Source organism: Roseivirga sp. (genome assembly GCF_049099775.1).
In the GTDB taxonomy this organism is placed as follows: Bacteria; Bacteroidota; Bacteroidia; order Cytophagales; family Cyclobacteriaceae; genus Roseivirga.
Genome location: NZ_JAGDZM010000002.1, coordinates 1 through 15,427 on the forward strand (window position 1 = coordinate 1; position 15,427 = coordinate 15,427).

Sequence of the window (15,427 nt, forward strand, 5' to 3'; positions counted from 1 at the left end):
AAACTCTTAGAATTGCTTATCATTTAGACGAGGACAAAGATTTACAGTTCGTCATGTTCAATAGAACCGGTAAAATCATTAGAAAAGAAGAACATACAGCCCTACTCACTGAAGAGTATATCGAGCTCAGCACCGAAGGATTCGAAACAGGACTCAACCTTATCAGAATCATTGATCAATCAGGGGCCACAACTACGCTCAAAGTGATTGTTCGTTAGACTTTTGAAATAGTGCTGAGAAGATCAGCTGATTTGAAAAGTGTTCTTCACACTTAAGGTCAAATCCCGATTCGCCAATGACACATCTGATATCTTGTAAGGCTTTAGCTTCCAAATTAGCTGCTAGACCAAAAAATAGGTGCATCGCTTTTAATAACAAACGCTGTTTGAAATTCATTGGAATTCCAAAATCAGTGACAATAAGCTGACCATGCAAAGGCATCAGTTCTTTGAGTTTCGCTAATACTTCGTTCAAGCCATCTCTTTCAAAACAATCGAAAAAGAAGTTTGCTACTACCACATCATATTGGCCATCAATATCTCTAACATCCTTCGCTATAAACTCAACATCAAGATTATCATAAATTTGCTGCTTGGCTGCCTTAATCATTTGTTTTGAAAGGTCGACGTAAGTAATCTTCAAAGCCTTATCTGTGGGTAACCATCTTAAAACGCGGCCTCTACCTCCTCCTGCTATAAGTAATCGTGCCCCCTCAGGTAACTGGGACAAAAAACACTGCTGCGCACGCTCTAGTTGATGTCCAAAAACTAGTCTTGCCATTCTATCATAAAATGGTGCTACCAAGTCAAAATCATTCTTCATAGCCAATAGAATATGGGTAAAAAGAAGATTCCGTCACAGATGATTCTATAGAGTTGATGTTTTCGAAAAAACTCGTTTCGCCCAAGTAAAATCACCAGTGCCAAGCCCATCGCAAAGAATATAAACTGAGCATTTTCATGGGCCTTTATCACTGTCAAGAACAGTGCGATGATCACTAGGTTCAAGCCTAAAATAGCTTGAATCACTACTTTCGATCGAGGTTCGCCTAGATAGATTACAAGGGAATTGACTTCATCTCTCTTATCTATTCGTACTTCATAAAGCGGTATAATCATCAGGTTAGCGCAAGCCATTAAAAGAAACTGGAACATGAGTATCCAGTACGTCCAATCCATAGATTCTACCAAGCTCAATGGGGCCGTAAATACACCGGCAGTATATACTAGTGCTGCAAATATCTCTTTGCTTAGCTGCCGTTTGCTTATTCGTATGTATACAAAATACAATACGCTTAGTATTGCCAGTACAACTCCCATTTGAATTGTTTCAAAGGGTAAATAAAAAGCGTTTACCAAACCAACGATGAAGAAAATAACGGCAACAACAATCAATGGCTTTCTATAATCATAGTGAAAGGCATGACGTGGATTTGAAGGCCTTGATTTTGCGCTTTGAGCGTCTCTGAGGTGATCAAATGTATAAATTAACCAAATAGCTATCCCCAAACCGAAGAGCATGTGAAGGCTGATATTCACTTGAAAGACTTTACCAATAAAAAGGCAAGATATCAATGCCCCGATGGTGATATCTAGGCTTAGGTTTTGAACTATGGAAACAACCTTCTGCATAAAAAAACCCTGACTAATTAGCCAGGGTTCAATATATCTAGTTTCTATTAAAACTTCGTTAATCTGATGCCAAGGCCTCAGCTCCACCAACAATCTCTAAGATTTCCTTAGTAATTGCAGCTTGACGCGTTCTGTTATATGTCAACTTCAACTCCTTCAATAAGTCAGCAGCGTTATCAGTAGCTTTACCCATTGCTGTCATACGAGCGCCGTGCTCTGAAGCATTAGATTCTAATACTGATTTATACATCTGAATTTTTAATGACTTAGGGATTAACTCGTCAATGATATAGTCTTTTGAAGGTTCGTAAATATAATCTGTGTTGGTATTTGATGCGCCTTCTTCCGTAGCTAACTCAACGATCGGTAAAAACTGTTCTGTTCTTACAATTTGAGTAGCAACGTTTTTAAACTCATTATATACTAATACAACTTTGTCATACTTACCTGAAGCAAAGCCTTCCATGGCTTCTTCAGCAGCAGCTCTCACTACATCGAAAGAAAGGTTTGAAAATGCATTCCAGTGCTCTTCAATCACTGGGTCATTCTTCTTTCTAAAGAAATCGAAAGCTTTCTTACCAATTGGTAGAATTTCAACCTTTGCGTTTGCATACTCTTCATCCGTTAAAGCATTTTTTACTGCCTTAAATATGTTTGAGTTAAATGCACCACATAGACCTCTATCTGAAGTTACAGGGACAAAAAGCACACGCTTTACATCTCTTACTTCTGTATAGGTATTCATCCCTTCTTCAGAATTACCTGAAGAAACATTGGCTAAAAGGCCACCTAGTTTTTCAGAATAAGGGCGTAATTGGATGATTCGGTCTTGGGCTCTCCTCAACTTAGCGGCCGCCACCATTTTCATGGCTTTAGTGATCTGTTGGGTTGAACTAACCGATACAATCCTTTCTTTTACTTCCTTTAAGCTTGCCATAGGCTATTTTTAAAGTGGACTAATGTCCAATTCTTAATTAATATTTAGAAGACACATCTTTAGCTACTTGCTTCAAAGCTGAAATTGCTTCGTCGCTAAGTTTGCCTGCTTTAAGATCGTTTAAAGCGTCAGCGTGACTTGCTCTTAAAATAGTCTGAAATTCTGCCTCAAACTCTTTTACCTTGTCAACAGGTACTTTGTCAATAAGACCTTTTGTAGAAGCATAAATAATAGCTACTTGCTCTTCTACCGCTACTGGAGAAAATTGTGCTTGCTTAAGAATCTCTTGGTTTCTTCTACCTCTATCAATTGTCAACTGTGTTGCCGCATCTAGGTCAGAACCGAACTTAGCGAAAGCTTCCAATTCACGGAACTGCGCTTGGTCAAGTTTTAACGTACCTGATACTTTCTTCATTGACTTAATCTGAGCACTACCTCCTACTCGAGATACTGAGATACCCACGTTAATTGCAGGACGTACACCAGAGTTAAATAGGTTAGTTTCTAAGAAGATCTGTCCATCGGTAATTGAAATTACGTTGGTAGGAATATAGGCAGAAACGTCACCCGCTTGTGTTTCAATAATTGGAAGTGCTGTTAATGATCCACCACCTTTAACTTTTCCTTTTAGGGATTCAGGAAGGTCATTCATTGCCGCAGCAATTTCATCATTATCATTCACCTTGGCAGCTCTTTCTAACAATCTAGAGTGAAGGTAGAATACATCACCAGGGTATGCTTCACGTCCCGGAGGTCTTCTCAATAATAGAGATACTTCACGATAAGCAACTGCTTGCTTAGAAAGGTCATCATAAACCACTAGGGCTGGACGTCCTGTGTCTCTGAAGTACTCACCAATTGCTGCTCCGGTAAACGGTGCAAAGAATTGCATTGGTGCAGGATCTGCAGCAGACGCTGAAACTACTACTGTATAATCCATTGCGCCGCCTTTTTCAAGTGCTGCAACAATACCTGCAACAGTAGAAGCTTTCTGACCGATGGCTACGTAGATACAAAATACTGGCTCGCCAGCTTCGTAAAACTCTCTTTGGTTCAAAATAGTATCGATAACTACAGCAGTCTTACCTGTCTGACGGTCACCAATTACTAATTCACGTTGACCTCTTCCGATAGGAATCATTGAGTCAATCGCTTTAATACCTGTCTGTAACGGCTCATTTACTGGCTGACGATAAATTACACCTGGTGCTTTACGCTCAAGTGGCATTTCGAAAGTTTCACCAGCGATAGGACCTTTACCATCAATTGGGTTACCTAATGTATCAACCACACGGCCAACAACACCTTCGCCTACGTTAACTGATGCAATACGTCCAGTTCTTTTTACTGTGTCGCCTTCTTTTACACCTGCAGAATCACCTAGAAGTACAGCTCCTACGTTGTCTTCTTCTAAGTTTAGTACTAGTGCGTTTAATCCGTTATCGAATTCTAAAAGCTCTCCTGACTGCGCTTTAGACAATCCGTAGATTCTAGCAACACCATCACCTACTTGAAGTACAGTACCTACTTCTTCTAATTCAGCTTCTGATCTGAAGTTTGAGAGTTGTTCTCTCAAAATTGCTGAAACTTCGTCTGGTCTTACATCTGCCATTTTATATTACAGTTATTGTTATAAATCTTTTTTAGTAAGCTTTTTCGTAATGGTTCTTGGTGAACTCTACACGTAAAGCTTGCAATCTTGAACTTACAGAATCATCAATCTGACGATCACCAATTTTTAGCACAAAGCCTCCAATTAGAGTTTCATCTATTACTTCTGTGAGCTCTACTTTTTTATTTGAAATTTTTTCTACCGCGTTAGAAAACTCTGCTCTTAGCTTATCAGTAAGTGGAAAAGTCGTAGTCACTGTGGCCTCTTCAATACCAAGATTGAAATTATACTGATGATGAAACTCTTCAGCAATTTGCGGCAAGTAACCTTCTCTATGCTTCCTTGTCAGTATTTGGAAGATGGATAACGTAAGATCGCTTACTTTACCTTCAAACACTTGATTAAGAATAGCGAGTTTTTTATCGCTAGTAATTACAGGGCTTTTCAACATCAACACGAAGTCTCTGCTTTCCTCAATCATTCGAGAAAAAGACACCATGTCGTTATTTACTTCTTCCAACTTTCCTTTCTCGACAGCAAGGTCGAGTAAAGATTTAGCATACCTGGAAGCAATTCTATATTCAGACATTAGTCAGAATTAGTTAAGGTTCAAATCATTTACATATTCGTCAACCAAGGCTTTCTGAGCTTTGTCATCGCCTAGTTGCTTACGAAGCACTTTTTCAGTGATATCTAATGAAAGCGCTGCTACCATTGTTTTAATTTCAGCCATTGCGGCTTTCTTCTCCACTTCGATACCTGCTTTCGCATCTTCCATCATTTTAGAAGTAATCTTAGAAGTTTCCTCCTTTGCTTCTTCTTTAATTTTATTCGCAGCGGCCATTGCTTCTTTCAACATGGCATCACGTTCAGAACGCGCTTCAGCTAAAAGTTTTGCATTGTCTGCATTGAGCGCTTCCATATCTTTCTTAGCTTGTTCAGCTGAAAGTAAGGCAGACTCAATAGTTTCTTCTCTTTCTTTTAATCCGCTTAATATAGGTTTCCAAGCAAACTTGCCTAATAAGAATAATAGCAACATAAAGGCTACTACTTGGAAGATAAATAAACCGGTATCTGGTAACAGTAATTCCATGTTTCTTTTTTTGAGTTAGTTAGATAAAGAAAAGCCTCAGGCCTGCCTAATGCAAAGCCCGAAGCTATTCTACTACTTCTTACAGTTTGTCAACGATATCAGTGTTCACTGCAAGTAAGAAACATGCAACAACACCGAAAAGCGCGATTACCTCGATAAGTGCAGCAATAATCAACATACCAGACTGCAATTTACCTGCAGCTTCAGGTTGACGTGCCATACCTTCCATAGCAGAAGCACCAATTTTTCCGATACCAAGACCTGCGCCTATTGCAACAAGACCAGCACCAATACCAGCTCCCATAAGGGCATAGCCAGCAGTTAATAAAATAGATAACATAATTTGTTTGTTATATGTGAAACAATGGTTCTAAACTAGTGGTGACCGTCATCAACTGCCTGCCCGATATACATCGAGGAGAACAACGTAAATACATACGCTTGAATAACTGCCACTAAAATTTCAATCACTGTAATGATAGTTGAGAACAACGTTCCAACCACACCCAGTGCAATACTATTTAATATGAAACCTAAACCGATAATACTTAACACTACAATATGGCCCGCTGTAATAGAAGCGAACAAACGAAGTGTTAGTGAAATAGGCTTAGTGAAAATTCCGATAATCTCAACAACCAAAATAATTGGTCTTAATGGAAGCGGTACGCCTGGTGTCCATAAAATATGCATCCAATATGCCTTCTTACCATTAAACTGAGTAATGACGAAAGTAAAGAGTGCCAAAGACAGCGTTACTGCTATGTTACCTGTAAGGTTAGCAGCACCTGGCGTTAGGCCTAATAAGTTATTGTAGAGAATGAAGAAGAATAATGTCAATAAGTAAGGCATAAAGCGCTGGTACTTATCTTCTCCAATATTAGTCTTTGCGATATCGTCTCTAATGAAAACAATGATTGGTTCGAATAAAGACTGAAGTCCTTTTGGTGCAGCAACACCGTTTTTGTATCGTTTGGCAATGGTGATGAAAGTGATCAACATTAGGAATACACTTAAGAAAAGTGATGCTACATTCTTGGTGATGGATAGATTTAAGAAACCTCCTTGAGCAGGCGCGTGTTCATCAGCTGCTGCTGTGGCATGATCATCTTCTACTTCATGTCCTGTATCATCGCCATGACCTTCACCAGCTCTCACCAACTTACCATGAGAAATCATATAACCATCATGGGCGATTGGCTCATGGTGATCGTCATAGAAGTCTGATGACATGAAGAATTTCCATTCACCATGATCTCTGATAATCATTGGTAGAGGGATGGTAATGTGAGTGTGACCGAGCGTTACAATGTGCCACTGATAATCATCAGCGATATGGTGCATAATGAAGTCGGTTGCACCTTCCTCTTTTTGTTCTTCTCCGCTGCCAGATGAGGCTAACAAATTTGAACTATTTGAAAAACTGAAAAGCGCTATTAAGAAGCTTATGATCAGTAAATTGGGAAAGTTAGTTCTGCTATTTTTCATCATGTCTTTTCGCCCTCAGTCGAAATCGCGCGCAAGTTAGATAGAATGGTATATATTTCAAACACTAAGTAGAATAAATAGACGGCAAAAAAGTTTGCAACCCAGAGGACTTTACCTTCTAGACCGGCAAACACTACAATACCGATAAATATCATACTTATGATTAGTCTTAAAACTGTCAATCCAAGGAATAAATTAGTCCTGGTTTGAGCATCCAAAGAAGTTAGGCCCCAATGTCCTATGGCTACCACGAGCATTCCCAGCAACGCTGAAAATATGACAATGGTCCATATCTGAGGGTGAATAAATCTCTCCGCACCACTAATCTGGTGTAGTCCTAAAATCACGGCTGCCAAAAGCAACGAAGCGATCAGGGATTTTAAGATTTCTCTGCCCATACTTTGCATCGCGCAAAGGTAGTAAACCTTAGGTTAGTTCTATATAGAAGGCTCAAAGATTTGTACTGATTCAGTAAAGAGTAGAGTTTGTTTTTTAGTGCTTGGGCAACGATCTATATAATTGATAGATAGCACCAGTAGTTCCGATAAGGATCATGAGTATAATAAAGAGTGGTTTTCCGCTGTTCCACCATTCGTCCATTTTGTATCCTAACCAAGCACAGATACCAATTGTAAGGAACAACTGAATACCTAACTGTGAGTACTTAAGGTAATTATTGGGGTTTTTATCTGGCATCAATCAGTTCGCAATATACTTATTCAGCATGGCTTCTAGGTTCGCATCTTTTGGACTTGGGGCATTCCTTTCCACTAATTTACCTTCTTTATTAAAAATCAAATACCTGGGAATGGCATCTATATTCAAGTTCCTTCTCATTTCAGATTTCTCATGATTCAGCACAAGGTAATTATGTTTATAGTCATTAAGCCCATCCGATTCGCTTGCTTGCTTCCAAGCTTCTTGACCATTATCTACCGAAAAATATACGAATGCAACGTCTTGATCTTTCATTTTCCGCCTTAAGGCCATAGAATGAGGCATAGCTACACGACAAGGTGCACACCAACTGGCCCAATAATCGACATAGACTACTTTACCCTTTAAGTCATTCAATAAACCTGTTAAATCTTTATTCATACCACTTTCGGTCAGTAGGTTTAGACCAATAGCGCTTTGGACCAAAGCTTCTTGGCTTAACAAGAAGTTATCTTGAAACCGTTGTATAAAAGCCGTGTCTTCGGGATAAGTGTTTTGATACTTAGTAGCATACTGCCCGATTGTTTCGTAGTTAACATTATTGGACACCATTCTTTCCAAGCAAAACAACCTAGCTCTAGCGAGCAGTTTTCCTGAAAAGTGTTGCTCTAAAAGGTCATAAGCCTTAGGGTAATCGGTATATCGTTTGTTCGATGTCTTTATTTCTTCCCCAGCCAGAATGCCTTGCGAGATATAATAGAATAAGTAAGCAACTCCGTACTTGCTCTGCATTAGAAAGTCTTCTTCAAAAAAAGGGCTCTCTAAAAGGCTTTTCACATAAGACTTGTCTTCCAGTCTTCTAGATAAAAAAGAGAGTCTAAGAAAATGGCGGTGTAATTCAATTTCCTCCTTCATATCTAAACCAATCCCATCGACTTTTTGCAATTCGTTATTCACTTTATTCCTAATTCCTTCAATTTCTAAGTAAGTGGCAGAGACAAATTCGCTCAGAACTTCCGGATTGTTTTCGATAAAATCCTTTTGAAACAAAACCGGATAAAGCCTGGTTTTTGAATAATCATTGAATCCCAGCATACTATTCGTACTATCAGTGTAAACTAGCAGCTTGTGAAGCGAATCTATGTTGGCTGATTGTTCTGTTGGGAACTGTGCGCTCAGCGTATTAGCAAAAAGCTGTTCACGGTTTGAAGTTATCTTCATTTGATCGCTCACTAAATCTACATATAGAGAGTCTCCCGGAGATACAAGCACATCTTTTTTCAAGCTAACTTTACTTTCAATAACCATGAGCCTTTCTTCGGTAAGATTTATAACTAAGGTATCCAGAGGCTTTACGCTTAAATGACTTTCTTGAATAGAGTCATTTAAACCTGTTTGAAATCTAAGCCGAATCACGACATCAGCTTCGTTTTTAACAGATACCCAAACTGAGGTTGGTGATGGCTCTTGAGGAATTTCAACTTCTTTAGTTGGTTTATCGGATTGACAAGAGGGGAAGCAGATAATTACAAAGAGTGCAGAAAGGATAGTAAGAATAGAGAAGTTCTGGGTTTTAACCCTTTGGGTAGTTGAGGCCATTGAGTGAAAGTATAGAAATACTTTCAACTAATCAAATAGTTGTTCACAGATTAAGCCTGCTTTTCAGTAGCTCTGCTTTGCGGTATTTCTATGGCAATATCTTTCGCCAAATGTCCCATTTTACAACCGCCATTAAAAGTAGCGCCTGGTTCTACCACGAGCTGATTGGTTAAAATGTCACCATTAATTATGGCAGTGGGTTTTAAGATCAGCAATTCTGAAATTTCAATATTGCCATTTACTTTTCCTGCAACTTCGCCCGATCTGGCCACTACGTTTCCATGTACATAGGCTTCATTGCCCATTACAAATTTAGCTTTTGCCTTAGCGTTGCCATGTACCTTACCTTCAATTCTAATATTTCCAGCAGATTCTATACTTCCTTCTAAAACAGTCGCTCTACCAATAACATTGCTGATTTGGCTTAATTCGTTAGTGGATTTTTTTTCTTCTTTAGAAAACATAGTCTGGTCAATTTTCAGTCTAAAACGAAATAAATTCTATGGGGTTTACGGCCGACCCATTATACCATAGTTCAAAATGTAGGTGAGGCCCAGAAGTTAATTCTCCGGTGTTACCAATAATGGCCACAATATCTCCTGAAGTTACAAAATCACCTACTGCTTTGATAAGCGTAGCATTGTGTTTGTAAATAGAGATAAGGTTATCTCTATGCTGCACAGCTATTACGTTGCCTTCAGCTTGTGTCCACCCGGCCATAATTACTGTACCATCGGCAATACACTTTACGGGTTCATCTTTCTTTGAAACAATATCTACACCGAAATGCTCGCCTTTAGGGTCAAATGGTTCTGAGATAGTTCCTGAAATCGGCGAGAAGAAGTAAAGTTGCCTGAGTTCGTCATTCTCAATATCTCCAGTCAGCAAAAAGTCACTTCCTTTTTCAAATTCAGCTTTAAAAATCGAATCGGACCTTTCTAAGTCTTCCGTATCGGAAGCGCTTAGTTGTCTAACGGGCTGTTCTGCAGTAATCTCATCGGTGCTAACATCGCCACGCATTATCTTTTTAAAACTGGTAATAAACCGATCGCGATCTTCCAGTTCTTGGGCCAGAGAATCCAGTGAAATACTCATTTGCACCAAATCTTTTCTCGTTTCTTGTTCGGCATATCTTGGATCGAACCATTGCGCCATAACGGTATTCACCAAGTAAATGCCAATGGTTAGAACAATTAGAAAGGTGATGAATCCGAGAAGCACAACCTTAGCGTAAGTAAACTTATAGGTTGCCTTTTCAGAAAAATCCTCCTCATTCTGTATGATGAAGATGTGTCTGGCGTTTAACCAGTTAGATAGTGTTTTCTTGAATCTAGCCACAATTAAAAAACAAGGGAAACAAAAATATTGATTAAAACCTAACCAGATACCTTTTATTGTATTAATTGCGCATTATTCAACGTTGCTATTCAGAACTTAATCTGATTTGAAAACCAGCAGAACATATAGCTTAAGATTTTTTTATCTGTTCCTAGTGATTGTCATTTGGGGGTGCAACTCCAAAGGGTATCAGAATATGAACGCACGCTATAATGGATATTTCTATGCAAACCAATACATAAACGACGTTTACCAGAGCTTAGAAGAAAAATATGCCTACAACTTTAATGATGTTTTAAAGGTGTTTCCTGAGATAGATTCAGGAACGGTAAATGGTAACAAAGAAAAATTAGACGACGCGTTTAAAAAAGCTTCTCAAACCATAGAATGGTATAAATCGAGTGACTGGACTGACGACAGCTACATTTTAATTGGTAAAATCAGGCACCTACGGGCTCAGTTCCAGTACGCCATTGAGACTTTCCAATATGTAAATCAAACGAGTAAAGACCCTGCAGCAAGACAACAAGCTTTGATAGGATTGATGCGCACCTATATGGACATGGGCGACATGGACAAGGCCTTGGAGGTATCGAACTATTTGCAACTAGAGGAAGAAATAACTGAGGATAATAACTTGGATTACAAATTACTCTTGGCCTATTACCACCAACTTGAAGAGAATGAAACTGGAATGTTTACAGCGCTAGAGGAAGTAAACGAAGTCATTAAAAACAGAGATCAAAAAGCAAGAACAAACTTTATTTTGGGTCAATTGGCACAAAAAGAAGGTAAGAATGTAGACGCCATTGATTATTACAATTTGGCATTAAAAGGCAACCCACCTTATGAGTTGGTTTTCCACTCTCAACTGAACAAAATGTCGCTGGCTGATTTTGGAAACGCCAGCGAAGATCAGGTTGAGAAGGTTTACAAAATATTTGATAAGCTGCTGAAGGATGGCAAAAACTTAGAATACCAAGATAAAATATACTACGTATGGGGTATTCTTGAACAACGCAGAGAAAGACTTCAGGTAGCCATGCGCTATTATAAGGTAGGCACACAAGTAGAGCAGCCAGATACTCGCCAGCAGGGTTTATTATTCCTAAGACTTGGAGAATTGTATTTCGAACCTTTTCAAAATTATCAGCAAGCCAGTTTAAATTATGATAGTGCTGTGGCAAAACTGCCTAATGACGAGGCTGGGTACGAAAAAGTTGTAGAAAAGCAATTGGTGTTGAAAGACTTTGTTACCCAGTTGAATACTATTGCCTTGAATGATAGTCTTTTAGCCCTTGCTGAATTGAATAGTGTGCAGTTAGATGCGTTTCTGGAACAATACATTGTAGCAGAAGAAGCCAAGAAAAAGGCGGAAGAGAAAAAGAAAAAGCGTTCCGAAGGAGCAGCAAGTAGTGGAATTGTAGCTTCTGCCAATACCGATACTTCAGGAGACGATACTTGGTATTTCTACAATCAAGCTGCTATCGACCAAGGACAACTGGAATTTAGGCGTGTATGGGGAAACAGGCCACTAGAGGATGATTGGAGGCGATCGACGAAAATATCTTCTAATGATGTGGCCAAGTCATTGGCTACTGAAAGTACTGAGACGGACGTTCAACAAGTTGAAGAGGATCCTTCGAGAAGTGAAGAGTTTGCTAGCCAAAAACAAGCCTTACTCGAAACTATTCCTACTTCCACTGAGGCAAAAAAACAGGCCTATTTAGCCATGGAAGAGGCTTACTTTAATCTGGGTAGAATCTACTTATTCGGGCTTACAAGAGAGGGAAAATCAGTAGAAAGTTATGAGACCCTGTTAAGCCGTTTCCCGAATACTGAATTTAAATTAGAAGCACTTTTTTCACTCTACACCATTTTTAAGGATAAAGATGTGGCGCGTGCCGAAGGTTACAAAAACCGAATCATTGCTGATTTCCCTGAAAGTTTAACCGCTAAAATTCTCATCAACCCGAATTATGTTGAAGAAAAAGAAGCTCGAAATATAAGGCTGCAGCAGCGCTATGCTGAAGCATATGGGCAGTATGAGGCAGGAAACTATGTAGAAGCTGATCAAATGATCAGAAATGCGCTGTCTTCATTCGAAGATGTGGATTTTTTACCGACAGTAGAATTACTTTCTGCCATTCTAAAAGCGAAAACTGAAGGGTTATTTGCTTATGAAAAATCACTTAATGATTTCATGACTAAATATTCGGAAGGCCCATTAGTCGATTACGCTAAATCGCTAGTCGATGCATTGAAACCAACGAAAGTAAATATCCTTGGCGATCGTGGTTTTGACTTTAGCGAAGATTTCCAAAAGCTACATTTAATTGCTGTTACAGTAGACACAACCATTAATAGCGTGCAGAAAGTGCTGGATATTGTCAATGGTTTAAACGAGGAGAAGTTCAAAAATCAAAGGTTAGCTACAACTAGCCTTCCGTTTAGAAAAAACACAAATATTGCCATCATCTATGTCAATTCATTTAAGACTAAATCGGCATCTCAGCGTTACAGAGATATACTGGCTGAAGTTCTAAATGAAGCCATGAATAAGGATGACGTTAATTTTCATAATTTTGCAATATCGATAGACAACTTTCAGTTCTTATTTGACAACGAAAAGATCGAGGCATACAAAGCCTTTCACGAGAAATTTTATAAATAAATGAGTTTAAAAAGTAAAATCACCCAAAACCGACCACTCCTCAAAAAGCTGACAATAGTGGCATGGGTATTTTTCGTTTTAGGCGTCGTGGGTCTTCCTACTTATATCTGGGCTGTAAGCTCAAACGTAAACAATTGGTTCGGTGATTTACCGAGTTATAGCCAGTTAGAAAACCCTGATCAAAACCTTACTTCCACACTTTATACTTCCGATGGGCTGCAATTGGGTTCTGGGTATTTTAGAGACAACCGTAACCCTGTAACCTATGATCAGTTAGGCAATAACTTAGTGAATGCACTCACGGCTGCTGAAGATTTTCGTTTTGAAAAACACTCGGGTATCGACTTACCAAGTATGTTCCGTGTAGCTTTTGGGGTACTCACCTTTAACCGAAAAGGTGGAGGTAGTACCATTAGCCAGCAATTAGCCAAGCAGCTTTTCTCTACAAGGGTAATTTCCGATGATAAGAAAGGTAAACTAGAAGGGAAAAATAAGTATTTGGATGAATTGATCTATAAAACTAAAGAATGGGTGCTTTCAGTAAGACTTGAAAGGTCTTATACCAAGCAAGAAATTATGGCCATGTACTACAATACGGTAGAATTTGGTAATAACGCTTTCGGGATAAAATCGGCAGCCAAAACTTATTTCAATAAACTACCGAACGAGCTTTCGATACCAGAAGCGGCAGTTTTAGCCGGAATGCAAAAAGGTGTTACCACTTTCCGCCCTGATAATAACGCAGAAGCATCGAAACGAAGAAGAAACGTAGTAATGAGCCAAATGGTAAAGTATGACTACCTAGCCCAAGAAGCTTACGACACGCTTAGAGTGCCAGACATTGAATTGAGCCTTAAACAACAAGATCAGAATACTGGACTAGCACAATATTTTAGGGAAGTAGCTCGGGTAGACTTAAGGGAACTTTGCAAAGAGCTAGGATATGATCTTTATGCCGATGGTTTAAAAATATTTACAACCATTGACAGCAGAATGCAAACCTATGCAGAACAGGCTACAGATTCTGCCATGTCAAAACTACAAGCACTTTTTGATGCTGAACTTACAAGAGAAGATAGGAGCCTATGGATAGATAGTAAGGGGCGACCAATCGAAGATTTCTTTGAAGATGAGCTTCTACCAAGATCATCGGCGTATAGGAATTTGGTAAAAAAGTTCGGATCTGAATCAGACTCCGTGGAATACTACATGAACAAGAAGAAAAAACTCAGGGTATTCTCATGGCAAGGGGAAATTGACACCTTGATGAGTTCAGTGGATTCGGTTAGATATTACAAGCAATTTTTACAAAGTGGATTTTTAGCCAGCGACCCCAAAACCGGTGCTATTAAAGCTTGGGTAGGCGGTATCAACTTCAACTATTTCAAATATGACCATGTAAGAACTGGTGGTAGGCAACCGGGCTCTCTTTTCAAGCCGTTTGTTTATGCAACAGCCGTTGAGCAAGGTTACTCCCCATGTTACGCGTTCAAAGATGAGGCAGTATCTATCGATATACCATTTCAGGATGAACCTTGGAGTCCTCAAAATGCCGAAGGAAGATTTAGCGGCAAAGAAATGACTTTAAAACAAGCCATGGCCAACTCTGTAAACTCCATCACCGCACGTGTTATGGATATCGTTAAACCAGAGAAAGTGGTTGATATGACACGTCGACTAGGCATCAAGAGTAAAATTCCGCCATACTATTCTATTGCCTTGGGAACTGAAAACGCTACACTGCATGAGCTCATTGGAGCTTACGGAGCCTTTGCCAATAAAGGCGTGCATATAGAGCCGTATTATGTCAGTAGGATTGAGGACAGATTCGGAAATGTAATCTATAACGAGCCCCCTAGAAAAAGCAGAGCCATAAGTGAGGATGTAGCCTACGTAATGCTAAATATGCTTCAAGAAACAGTAAAATCAGGTTCTGGCAGAGGGTTGAATTACACCTACCAGCTTGTAGATGCCAAGCAGGAAAAAAACGAAATTGGTGCTAAAACAGGTACAACACAAAATGCTTCAGATGGTTGGTTTATGGCTGTTACGCAAGATCTAATCGCAGGTGCTTGGGTTGGAGGAGATGATCGATCGATTCACTTTTCAAGCTGGATAAATGGACAAGGCGCTAGAACGGCTATGCCAATAGTTGGGCTATTTATGCAAAACGTATATGCCGATAGCACTTTAGGAATTGAAAGATCTTTCTTCGACAGACCTGCTGATCTAAACCGAGAAATTGACTGTCAAAAGTTTGCAGATATCGTGAGCCCTTCGGACAGTACAATCATTTACGACGACGAGATCTACCAGCCTAAATAATCCTTTTTCTATTCCTTAATCATTCGTGAAAATTAGACATTGGTTTGGCTCCATATGCTTTACCTACTAATTT

The 15,427-nt window shown here is 39.3% G+C and carries 16 protein-coding genes; 3 read left to right on the plus strand and 13 right to left on the minus strand.

Annotated features, from left to right (window positions below; genetic code table 11):
• The coding region (locus JXQ92_RS02335; protein ID WP_421984966.1) for a hypothetical protein at positions 1-218 on the plus strand (218 nt) is incomplete at its 5' end.
• Here the strand turns inward: JXQ92_RS02335 and JXQ92_RS02340 are convergent.
• From JXQ92_RS02340 to JXQ92_RS02400, 13 genes are all read right to left on the minus strand, one after another.
• The gene (locus JXQ92_RS02340; protein ID WP_421984967.1) at positions 199-822 is read right to left on the minus strand and encodes a class I SAM-dependent methyltransferase; all 624 of its coding nucleotides are present in this window, start codon (positions 820-822) and stop codon (positions 199-201) included. The two genes, JXQ92_RS02335 and JXQ92_RS02340, sit on opposite strands and share 20 nt — an antisense overlap.
• The gene (locus JXQ92_RS02345) at positions 819-1,631 is read right to left on the minus strand and encodes a UbiA family prenyltransferase (RefSeq protein ID WP_421984968.1); all 813 of its coding nucleotides are present in this window, start codon (positions 1,629-1,631) and stop codon (positions 819-821) included. Before JXQ92_RS02345 ends, JXQ92_RS02340 begins: the two co-directional genes overlap by 4 nt.
• Before the next feature lie 58 nt (positions 1,632-1,689).
• Complete coding sequence (gene atpG / locus JXQ92_RS02350; protein ID WP_421984969.1) at positions 1,690-2,568, minus strand: ATP synthase F1 subunit gamma; 879 nt, start codon at positions 2,566-2,568, stop codon at positions 1,690-1,692.
• Between the two features lie 37 nt (positions 2,569-2,605).
• Complete coding sequence (gene atpA, locus JXQ92_RS02355; RefSeq protein WP_421984970.1) at positions 2,606-4,180, minus strand: F0F1 ATP synthase subunit alpha; 1,575 nt, start codon at positions 4,178-4,180, stop codon at positions 2,606-2,608.
• A gap of 31 nt (positions 4,181-4,211) precedes the next feature.
• Positions 4,212-4,769: an ATP synthase F1 subunit delta gene (gene atpH, locus JXQ92_RS02360; protein WP_421984971.1), complete on the minus strand. Its 558-nt coding sequence runs from the start codon at positions 4,767-4,769 to the stop codon at positions 4,212-4,214.
• Positions 4,770-4,778: 9 nt separating this feature from the next.
• Positions 4,779-5,273 (minus strand): F0F1 ATP synthase subunit B, encoded by a 495-nt coding sequence (locus JXQ92_RS02365; RefSeq protein WP_421984972.1) that lies wholly within the window; start codon positions 5,271-5,273, stop codon positions 4,779-4,781.
• A gap of 79 nt (positions 5,274-5,352) precedes the next feature.
• Positions 5,353-5,616, minus strand: a complete 264-nt coding sequence (atpE, locus tag JXQ92_RS02370; protein ID WP_421985390.1) for an ATP synthase F0 subunit C — start codon at positions 5,614-5,616, stop codon at positions 5,353-5,355.
• 32 nt (positions 5,617-5,648) lie between these two features.
• The gene (gene atpB / locus JXQ92_RS02375) at positions 5,649-6,677 is read right to left on the minus strand and encodes a F0F1 ATP synthase subunit A (protein ID WP_421984973.1); all 1,029 of its coding nucleotides are present in this window, start codon (positions 6,675-6,677) and stop codon (positions 5,649-5,651) included.
• Positions 6,678-6,760: 83 nt separating this feature from the next.
• Positions 6,761-7,159 (minus strand): hypothetical protein, encoded by a 399-nt coding sequence (locus JXQ92_RS02380; protein ID WP_421984974.1) that lies wholly within the window; start codon positions 7,157-7,159, stop codon positions 6,761-6,763.
• Positions 7,160-7,253: 94 nt separating this feature from the next.
• The gene (locus tag JXQ92_RS02385) at positions 7,254-7,457 is read right to left on the minus strand and encodes an AtpZ/AtpI family protein (RefSeq protein ID WP_421984975.1); all 204 of its coding nucleotides are present in this window, start codon (positions 7,455-7,457) and stop codon (positions 7,254-7,256) included.
• 3 nt (positions 7,458-7,460) lie between these two features.
• Positions 7,461-9,017, minus strand: coding sequence for a TlpA family protein disulfide reductase (locus JXQ92_RS02390; RefSeq protein ID WP_421984976.1), 1,557 nt, complete (start codon positions 9,015-9,017; stop codon positions 7,461-7,463).
• Between the two features lie 50 nt (positions 9,018-9,067).
• Entirely contained in the window at positions 9,068-9,481 is a 414-nt protein-coding gene (locus tag JXQ92_RS02395; protein ID WP_421984977.1) for a bactofilin family protein, read from the minus strand.
• 19 nt (positions 9,482-9,500) lie between these two features.
• On the minus strand, positions 9,501-10,355 hold the full coding sequence (locus JXQ92_RS02400) for a M23 family metallopeptidase (protein WP_421984978.1): 855 nt from the start codon (positions 10,353-10,355) through the stop codon (positions 9,501-9,503).
• A 196-nt stretch (positions 10,356-10,551) separates the two neighbouring features.
• Here JXQ92_RS02400 and JXQ92_RS02405 point away from each other — a divergent pair, with 196 nt between their 5' ends.
• Positions 10,552-13,029, plus strand: coding sequence for a tetratricopeptide repeat protein (locus JXQ92_RS02405; protein ID WP_421984979.1), 2,478 nt, complete (start codon positions 10,552-10,554; stop codon positions 13,027-13,029).
• Positions 13,030-15,354 carry a transglycosylase domain-containing protein gene (locus tag JXQ92_RS02410; RefSeq protein WP_421984980.1) on the plus strand — a complete coding sequence of 775 codons (2,325 nt, stop codon included), beginning with the start codon at positions 13,030-13,032 and terminating at the stop codon, positions 15,352-15,354. It begins immediately after the preceding gene.
• Positions 15,355-15,427 lie beyond the last annotated feature (73 nt).

Bases quoted from the DNA above. Each gene is read 5' to 3' on its own strand.
- JXQ92_RS02340 (WP_421984967.1), bottom strand. From the start codon at position 822: ATGAAGAATGATTTTGACTTGGTAGCACCATTTTATGATAGAATGGCA.
- JXQ92_RS02345 (WP_421984968.1), bottom strand. From the start codon at position 1,631: ATGCAGAAGGTTGTTTCCATAGTTCAAAACCTAAGCCTAGATATCACC.
- atpG (WP_421984969.1), bottom strand. From the start codon at position 2,568: ATGGCAAGCTTAAAGGAAGTAAAAGAAAGGATTGTATCGGTTAGTTCA.
- atpA (WP_421984970.1), bottom strand. From the start codon at position 4,180: ATGGCAGATGTAAGACCAGACGAAGTTTCAGCAATTTTGAGAGAACAA.
- atpH (WP_421984971.1), bottom strand. From the start codon at position 4,769: ATGTCTGAATATAGAATTGCTTCCAGGTATGCTAAATCTTTACTCGAC.
- JXQ92_RS02365 (WP_421984972.1), bottom strand. From the start codon at position 5,273: ATGGAATTACTGTTACCAGATACCGGTTTATTTATCTTCCAAGTAGTA.
- JXQ92_RS02380 (WP_421984974.1), bottom strand. From the start codon at position 7,159: ATGGGCAGAGAAATCTTAAAATCCCTGATCGCTTCGTTGCTTTTGGCA.
- JXQ92_RS02385 (WP_421984975.1), bottom strand. From the start codon at position 7,457: ATGCCAGATAAAAACCCCAATAATTACCTTAAGTACTCACAGTTAGGT.
- JXQ92_RS02390 (WP_421984976.1), bottom strand. From the start codon at position 9,017: ATGGCCTCAACTACCCAAAGGGTTAAAACCCAGAACTTCTCTATTCTT.
- JXQ92_RS02395 (WP_421984977.1), bottom strand. From the start codon at position 9,481: ATGTTTTCTAAAGAAGAAAAAAAATCCACTAACGAATTAAGCCAAATC.
- JXQ92_RS02405 (WP_421984979.1), top strand. From the start codon at position 10,552: ATGAACGCACGCTATAATGGATATTTCTATGCAAACCAATACATAAAC.
- JXQ92_RS02410 (WP_421984980.1), top strand. From the start codon at position 13,030: ATGAGTTTAAAAAGTAAAATCACCCAAAACCGACCACTCCTCAAAAAG.